Origin of the sequence: Uniformispora flossi, from assembly GCF_049534875.1 — a bacterium.
Taxonomy (GTDB): domain Bacteria; phylum Actinomycetota; class Actinomycetes; order Streptomycetales; family Streptomycetaceae; genus Yinghuangia; species Yinghuangia aomiensis.
Window position 1 is genome coordinate 1 of record NZ_JBMULZ010000042.1, and the last position, 7,396, is coordinate 7,396.

Annotated in this window: 9 protein-coding genes; 1 reads left to right on the forward strand and 8 read right to left on the reverse strand. The window is 71.3% G+C overall.

The features are described 5' to 3' along the window. Positions 1-120: 120 nt before the first annotated feature. The 6 genes from tatC to ACPA54_RS38830 form a co-directional block, all read right to left on the reverse strand. Complete coding sequence (tatC, locus tag ACPA54_RS38805) at positions 121-1,005, reverse strand: twin-arginine translocase subunit TatC (protein ID WP_423537249.1); 885 nt, start codon at positions 1,003-1,005, stop codon at positions 121-123. A 96-nt stretch (positions 1,006-1,101) separates the two neighbouring features. Next, positions 1,102-1,374, reverse strand: coding sequence for a Sec-independent protein translocase subunit TatA (tatA, locus tag ACPA54_RS38810; protein WP_423537251.1), 273 nt, complete (start codon positions 1,372-1,374; stop codon positions 1,102-1,104). A 189-nt stretch (positions 1,375-1,563) separates the two neighbouring features. Then, the gene (locus ACPA54_RS38815; protein ID WP_423537253.1) at positions 1,564-1,806 is read right to left on the reverse strand and encodes a hypothetical protein; all 243 of its coding nucleotides are present in this window, start codon (positions 1,804-1,806) and stop codon (positions 1,564-1,566) included. Between the two features lie 77 nt (positions 1,807-1,883). Next, positions 1,884-2,087 (reverse strand): hypothetical protein, encoded by a 204-nt coding sequence (locus ACPA54_RS38820; protein WP_345677998.1) that lies wholly within the window; start codon positions 2,085-2,087, stop codon positions 1,884-1,886. Between the two features lie 152 nt (positions 2,088-2,239). Continuing rightward, positions 2,240-3,196: a helix-turn-helix transcriptional regulator gene (locus tag ACPA54_RS38825; RefSeq protein ID WP_345677996.1), complete on the reverse strand. Its 957-nt coding sequence runs from the start codon at positions 3,194-3,196 to the stop codon at positions 2,240-2,242. Then, positions 3,193-4,191, reverse strand: a complete 999-nt coding sequence (locus ACPA54_RS38830; protein WP_423537255.1) for a helix-turn-helix transcriptional regulator — start codon at positions 4,189-4,191, stop codon at positions 3,193-3,195. Before ACPA54_RS38830 ends, ACPA54_RS38825 begins: the two co-directional genes overlap by 4 nt. A 222-nt stretch (positions 4,192-4,413) precedes the next feature. Between ACPA54_RS38830 and ACPA54_RS38835 the strand changes: the two genes are divergently transcribed. Next, entirely contained in the window at positions 4,414-5,499 is a 1,086-nt protein-coding gene (locus ACPA54_RS38835) for a DUF3866 family protein (protein ID WP_423537257.1), read from the forward strand. 154 nt (positions 5,500-5,653) lie between these two features. Here the strand turns inward: ACPA54_RS38835 and ACPA54_RS38840 are convergent, their stop codons facing one another. Both ACPA54_RS38840 and ACPA54_RS38845 read right to left on the reverse strand, forming a co-directional pair. Then, entirely contained in the window at positions 5,654-6,046 is a 393-nt protein-coding gene (locus ACPA54_RS38840; RefSeq protein WP_423537259.1) for an FKBP-type peptidyl-prolyl cis-trans isomerase, read from the reverse strand. A 145-nt stretch (positions 6,047-6,191) separates the two neighbouring features. Next, positions 6,192-7,184: an FKBP-type peptidyl-prolyl cis-trans isomerase gene (locus ACPA54_RS38845; RefSeq protein ID WP_423537261.1), complete on the reverse strand. Its 993-nt coding sequence runs from the start codon at positions 7,182-7,184 to the stop codon at positions 6,192-6,194. Positions 7,185-7,396: the final 212 nt, after the last annotated feature.

Below are 7,396 nucleotides of genomic sequence, written 5' to 3' on the forward strand. Positions count from 1 at the left end.
CGCCCCCAACTTGTTGGCGGGGGTCCCCCGCCGGGTGGGGGGGCGGCCCCCGGGGCTCGTGAGCCCGGTGCGCCGGGTGGTGCGTGGGGTGGTGCGCCAGCCGTGCTGCCGGGTCCCGCGTCAGGTGATGTCGTCGGCGTGGACGGAGTCCGCTTCACCGTTCCGCTGGACCGGGGTGGTGCCTTCGAGGTGCGTGGTGCCCTCGACCCGCGCGGGCGTGAGGTCGAGCGAAGAGGCCTCGTCGTCGTCCAGCTCCCCGCCGAGCACTTCGGCGCGGCGCCGGCCGCGGCGCTTGTCGTTTATCGCCGCGACGAGGATCGCGAGCCCGTACAGCACACTGATCGGCACCGACAGCAGGCACATCGTGAGCGGGTCGGTGGTCGGCGTGGCCACCGCACCGAACACGAAGATGCCCATGACGACCCAGCGCCACCACGCGATCATGTTCTTCGCGGTGATGACGCCGCCGAAGTTGAGCAGGATCAGCACCAGCGGCAGCTCGCACGCCAGACCGAAGACGGCGACCATGCGGACCAGGAAGTCCAGGTACTCGTCCAGGTCGATCTGGTTGTTGGCCTCGCCGATGGTGAAGCCGAGCAGCGCGTCGAGGGCGTGCGGGAGGATCGCGTAGGAGAACCACGCCCCCGCCACGAACAGCGGCACACCCACGCCGACGAACGCCAGCGAGTACTTCTTCTCGTGCTTGTGCAGACCCGGGGCGAGGAACGCCCACAGCTGGTAGAGCCAGATCGGGGCAGCGGCGATCACCCCGACCGCGAAGGAGACCTTCAGCATCGTGGAGAAGGGCGACAAAACGCCCTTCTGCACCAATGCCGGGCACTGGCTCGCCCCGACACCCTTGACGTCGAGGTCGCAGACGGGGCGGACCAGGAACTCCGCGATCTGGTCGTAGAAGAACAACGCGACCACGGTGACGGCCAAAATCGCCAGCATCGATTTGACCAGCCGGTTGCGCAGTTCGCGCAGGTGGTCCATGAGGGGCATGCGCCCCTCGTCGTTCTTGGGCGGACGGGCAGGCTGGTTGCGCCTAAGCCCTCTGACTGCACTCACCTGAGGGCCGACTCCGGGGGGCTCGGCGCGTCAGCGGCGGTTGGCGTCGGGCTCGCCCACCGGGCGGGCCTGCGACACCTCGCCGGGCGCGGACTGGATGGTCCGCGGCGCCTCGGGGGCGCTCGGCTTGGCGGCGTCGCCCGCGGCGGCATCGTCGGTCTTCATCGCCTTGGCCTCGCTCTTGAGGATCCGCATGGAGCGGCCGAGCGCGCGAGCGGTGTCCGGCAGCTTCTTGGCACCGAACAGGAGCACGACGATAACCAGGATCAGGATGATCTCGGTGGGTCCAAGCCTGCCGAACATAGTTGCTACCTCATAACCGGGGGGTTGATGGGTCCGATCGTACGCCGATCAGTGTTACGCCCGTGCAACGCAATCGTGGCGAACACCGGGCGCTTTCGGAACCCACGAGATGTGCCGTGTTCACGTCCGCGCCCCGTCGGAGTGTCGGGGCGGCCCGGCACCAGGGCGGCGGCGCAGGGCCGGGGGGCCCTAACGGCGGGCGCCGCGCGGCGTGTCGGAGTGCGGCATTCGCCCGTATTGGGGATACGGAGATGGCCCGTAATCATACGGGTCGACCGCATCTCGCAAGTCTTCCGCGGCGCGCCCGATCCGGTCGTGCGCGTCCCCGGCGGCCCGGCCGAAGTGACGTACCTCACCCGCAAGGCGGAACGCCAGTCGTCCGATCACCGCCAGGCCCGCGACCACCAGCACCAGCGACAACGCGAGCAGCACCCACAAAAGCATGCGCCGACCCTACCTGCGGAACGGGTCCGCCCCGGCACCGCGCGGGTGCCGGGGCGGAGTTCCGGTCAGCGCGCCACCTGCATGGACGAGACGCCGCCGCCGGACAGCAGTTCGACGATCTTCTCGCCCGCGGGCCGGCGTACCGATTCGTCGCACGCCGGGCAGCTGAACGTATAGAACGACTTACTCGGCAGGACCACCAACCGCAGCTGGTCGGCGGTCAGCTCGACCAGCCCGCAATCGGGACAGCGTGCCGTGAACGTCGCCACCTGGGAGCCTCCTTGCCCGAGGGAATGCCCGAGGAATTGCCGAAGGGTCGTGCAAAAGGTGACCGAGCGAAGCGGGAGGAACGAAATCCGGCCGTACGGACGACGAAGCTACGCGAGGAGCCGGTGCGGAAGGTAGGCCGTCCGGCGCCGGATCACGCGCCGGCGTACGCCTCGAGCGCCGCCAGGGCGGTACCACGGACCTCGTCGGCGAGTTCGGCCGGCGCGACCACGCGGCCGTGCTCGCCGAGCCGCAGCGCGAGCCGGCGCACCACCGACGGATCCGGGGTACGCAGCGTCACCCGCAGGCCCCCGTCGGGGAGTTCCTCAAGGCTGTCGCACGGGTAGTACTCGCGCACCCAGCGGCCGCCGGGCCCGAGTTCCAGCACCACCTCGATGTCGTCCGGCGAGGCCTGCACAAGGCCGTCCTCCGGGTCGAACGGCGCGACCGTGGGCGGCTCGGACGCCTCGTCGAGGATCTGCGCGGACACCACGCGGTCCAGGCGGAACAGCCGCCGGTCCTCCGCGGTGCGGCACCAGGCCAGCAGGTACGGACGGCCTTCGACGAGGAGCAGCCGCACCGGGTCGACGATCCGCTCGGTGACCTGGTCGCGGCGCGGCACGTAGTAGCTGAGCTTCAGCACGCGCTTCTCGGCGATGGCGCGGTCCATCGTCGCGAACGACGACTCCTCGGCCTCGAACTCGATGCTCACGTGCGCGGCGACCTCGGCGGCCTCGCCCGCGGCGTCCTCCAGCTTGGCGGTGACCCGGCCGAGCGCCTCGCGGTCACGGTCGCGCAGCCCGGACAGCCCGGCCAGCGCACGCAGCGCGACGAGCAGCGACAGGGCCTCGTGAGGGGCCAGCCGCACCGGCCGCACCGGCGCGTCGGCGTTGTCGAGCCAGATACGGCCCTCGGAGTCGACGTGCGGCTCGAGCAGGTCGTCGGCCATGAAGCTGGTGCCGCACATGTGCAGCGTGCCCAAGTCGGCCTCGATCGCGTCGATGCCCAGCCCGAACGCACGCGCCACGTCGTCCAACCGCGCGCCCGGACGCTCGCGCAGGTAAGCCACCAGCGACAAAAGCCGCCGAGTGTCGTCCAGTGCGTTGCTCATGCGCCTACCTCGCTCGCGTGTGCGTTGTCCTCCGCCGGCAGGCCCGCCGCGGCGCGGAGTTGACCGACGACCGCGGCCCGCAGCTCCGGCGGGTCCAGCACGACGACGTCGGCGCCGAACTCGGCCAGCCAGCTGTGCAGCCCGTGGCCGTACGCCAACTCCAGCTCGTCCCACGCCTCGTCGACCGGCTTGACGGCAGTCGCCCGAGCCCGCAGCGGGAACCCGGCGCCCGCGCGCACGCGCAGCCGCGCGGTGCCTTCGCCGCCCTCCCCCGCGAACCGCGCGACCTGCTCGCGGATGTCGACGTTCGCCGGGACCGGGGCCCGGAGCTGCTCGCGCAGGATGCGCGGCTTCGGCTTGTCGAGCACGCGTTCCAGCCGGAACACCCGCTGCTCCTCGCGGTCGCGTGCCCAGCCGACCAGGTACCAGCGGCCGCGCCAGCAGCTCATGCCCCACGGCTCGACGACGCGCTGACGCGCCTCCGCGGCGCCCGAACTGCGGTAGCTGAACTGCACGGGGCGCTTGGTGCGCAGCGCCTCGAGCAGCGGCCCGAATGCGGACTCCCGTGCGGTGACCCGCGGTTCGACCGAGGTCAGCGGCGCGGTGTCGATCTCCACGCCCGCGGCCTTGAGCTTGTACAGCGCACCGGTCGCGGCGCCGGAAAGCGACGACTGCTGCCACGCACCCGCGGCCAGCGCCAGCGCGGCGGCTTCCTCGGGGTCGAGGTCGACCGGCGGCAGCGTGTTGTGCTCGGCGCGGATCCGGTAGCCGTCGGCCGATTCGACGAGCGGGTCGTTGGCGCCGGTCTCGATGGCGAAACCCAACTCGCGCACGTCGTCTTTGTCGCGTTCAAACATGCGGTCGAACGCCTCGTCCGAGGTGCACAGCCGGTACGACTCGATCGACGTCCGCAGCTCCTCCTTCGTGACGTACCGGCGCGCGGCGAGCAGGCACATGACCAGACTCACCAACCGCTCCTGCTTGGGGATCGCCATCCGTTCCCGCCCCTTGGGTCCTGTCCCGTCCGTCGCCGGAACCACCGGTCGGGCTACACGGCTTGGTTCCGCCTTGACCGTACCGCGTCCGCGCACCCGGCGTCCGCCCGGTCACCGCAGGCTGTGGACGAACCACCCGTCACCGCACGGGAAGCGCACAGATAGAGCGCGGAGGGAGAGGGAATGGCATACCGCCCCACGGTTCCACTAGTGTCACCGCCCGTGATCACGTGGCGGCGCGGTGAGGTCCTCGAAGTCCGGCGGGCATGGCGCGGCGCGGTCGAATTGACCGTGCGCCAGGAAGGCACCGGTGACCCGGTGCGCGCGCTCGCCTACCCGGCGCTGGTCGGCGACCCGGCCGTCGGCGACACCGTCCTGCTCAACACCACCGCGCAGACGATGGGCCTGGGCACCGGCGGATACGCACTGGTCGTGGCGCTTCCCGAGCGGCTCCCCGCGGACCCGCCGCGCGGCCCCGGCCACCTGGTGAAGACCCGCTACACGCCGCTGCAAGCCGTCGTGCTCGGCGTCGACGAGCAGGGCTCGCCGCACCACGAGGTGCTCCGCGCCGCCGACGACCTGGGCGCCATGCCGGTCGTCGTCGCCGACCTCCACTCGGCCGTCCCGGCGATCTGCGCCGGAGTGCGCGCCGTGCGCCCCGGAACCCGCATCGCGTACGTCATGACCGACGGCGGCGCGCTCCCCCTCTGGTTCTCCATGACGGCCGCCGCGCTCCGCGAGGCCGACTGGCTCGCCGGCACCATCACCGCGGGCCAGGCCGTCGGAGGCGACCTGGAAGCGGTCACCGTGCACAGCGCCCTCCTGGCCGCCCGCCACGTCCTCCGCGCGGACCTCGCGATCGTCACGCAGGGCCCCGGCAACCTCGGCACCGACACCCGCTGGGGCTTCTCCGGCGTCGCCGCGGGCGAAGCCGTCAACGCCGTCGCCACCCTCGGCGGCCACGCCGTCGCCGCCCTGCGCATCTCGGATGCCGACCCGCGCGAACGACACCAAGGCGTCTCGCACCACAGCCTGACCGCCTACGGCCGCGTCGCCCTCGCCGCCGCGGACGTCGTCGTCCCGGAACTCGACGAGCCGCTCGCCTCCCGCGTCGCCGCCGACGTCGCCCCACTGCGGGCCCGCCACCGGATCGTCGGCGTCCCCGTCGACGGCCTCGACCAGGCGCTGCGCGACGTGCCGGTGAAGCTGTCCACGATGGGCCGCGGCCTCGACGAAGACCACGCCCACTTCCTCGCCTCGGCAGCCGCCGGCCGGTACGCGGCATCGCTGCTCCCCGCCGCGGACTGAACCCGCGCCACCCCGCAAAACCCTGCAAGGCCCCGCGAAACCCGCGAACCCCGCACATCCCTGCAACGCGGAGAACGCGAAACCGCCCGGCGGTGCCGAAGCACCACCGGGCGGCCGCGTGTCCGTCCCCTCCGGATATCCGGAGGGACCGGACTTACTTGCCCTGGATCGCGCGCAGGTCGCACACGAAGATCAGCGTCTCGCCGGCCTTGATCAGCGGGCTCGGGCTACGGTCCCCGTAGGCCTGGTGCGCCGGAATGACCAGCTTGCGGCGGCCGCCCACCTTCATGCCCAGCAGGCCCTTGTCCCAGCCCTCGATGACCTGGCCCTTGCCCGCCGTGAACTGCAACGCCTGACCGCGGTTCCAGCTCGCGTCGAACTCGTCGCCGGTGGAGAACGAGACGCCGACGTAGTCGACGGCGATGACGTCCCCGGGCTCGACGACCGGGCCGGTGCCCTCGACGATGTCGGTGATCTCCAGCTCCGCCGGCGGGTTGCCGTCGGGGAAGTCGATCTCGGGACGCGTGCTGGTGTCGATGTTGCTCATCGGTAGTACCGCTCCTCGCTACACGAAAACTGCCGACGCACACTCTGTCAGCCGAGCGGCTCCGCAACGAAACGCGCCCCGCCGCACGGCGCGGCGTTTTCCGCCGCACCACGCCGCGGGGCGCGTCCAGGAGTCCCGGGTGGGATCAGCCGTTCGACACCGCCGCGGTGCGCAGGACGTCGAGCACCAGCACGAGCGTCGCGTTCGCCGGCACCCCGGCCTGCTGGTTGCCTTCCGCACCGAACGCCTTGTCCGGCGGGATCACCAGCATGACGCGGCTGCCGACCTTCACCCCGGCCAGGCTGTCCGCCAGCGTCTTCATCAGCGTCGTGTTGCCGGTCGCGAGCGACACCTGCGACGGGCCGCTGCCGCCCCAGCTCGACCCGAGGGCCTTGTCCGCGCCCCACACGTACTGCACGGTCTGCATCGTCACCGTGTCGGTGGCCGTCACCGCCGCGCCGGTGCCCTCGATCAGCGGCTGCTTCACCAGCGCCGTCGGCGCGGGCTTGTCCTTCGGGAAGGTCAGACCCGTGATCTTGACGCCGTCGGTCTGCACCTTCGGCAGGTCCGCGTTGGTCACGTTGACCGCCGTGCCCTGCGCGCCGTCCGTCTTGCCGACGGTGTCCACGAGGTCGACGACGAAGACCAGCGTCTCGTTCTTCGCGATCTTCGGCGGGTTGCCGTCCGGGCCGTAGCCCTTGTCCGGCGGAATCGTCATGAGGAGGCGCGTCCCGACCTTCTTGCCGGGCATCGCCTCCAGCCAGCCCTGGATCAGGCCGCTGGTGAGGTCCGGCACCGTGAACGGCGTCCGGCCCGCCTCGAAGGAGCTGTCGAACACCCGGCGCGAACTCCACGAGACACCCTCGTAGTTGAACGTCGCCATGTTGTTCTTGTCGACCACCGGCCCGGAGCCCTCGGTGAGGACCTGCACCTGCATGTCCTTCGGCGGCTTGACCTTCTCCGGAATCGCGATGTTCGGCTGCTGCCCGAACGCGGAGTTCGCCGTCACCGCCCCGGTCGTGCTCACGGGCACCTGGCGGGAGGTCGTGTCTCCCTTGTCGTCCTTCGAGTCGCTGCCGCACGCGGCAGCGCCGAGCAGCAGGGCGGGGACGAGAAGCAGCGTGGCTAGGCGGCGCACGGTCTTCCTCTGCAGATGGCGGTCAAGGACCCGCACACTCTACGGGCAAGCGCCGTGTGAATCGCGTGAAGACCGAACCCGTTGCCGATCCGTACCCGACCGTAATCTTGCGCTCCGTGACCACCCCTGCACATACCGGGCGGGACGGCGGAAGCCACCCTGCCCGGCAAGCGTCGGGGGCGGGTGCGTACCGTTGCGCAACGGTACGCACC

Excerpts from the sequence above, each read along its gene's own strand:
- ACPA54_RS38840 (WP_423537259.1), bottom strand. The coding sequence starts at position 6,046 with ATGAGCAACATCGACACCAGCACGCGTCCCGAGATCGACTTCCCCGAC.
- tatA (WP_423537251.1), bottom strand. The coding sequence starts at position 1,374 with ATGTTCGGCAGGCTTGGACCCACCGAGATCATCCTGATCCTGGTTATC.
- tatC (WP_423537249.1), bottom strand. The coding sequence starts at position 1,005 with ATGCCCCTCATGGACCACCTGCGCGAACTGCGCAACCGGCTGGTCAAA.
- ACPA54_RS38825 (WP_345677996.1), bottom strand. The coding sequence starts at position 3,196 with ATGAGCAACGCACTGGACGACACTCGGCGGCTTTTGTCGCTGGTGGCT.
- ACPA54_RS38830 (WP_423537255.1), bottom strand. The coding sequence starts at position 4,191 with ATGGCGATCCCCAAGCAGGAGCGGTTGGTGAGTCTGGTCATGTGCCTG.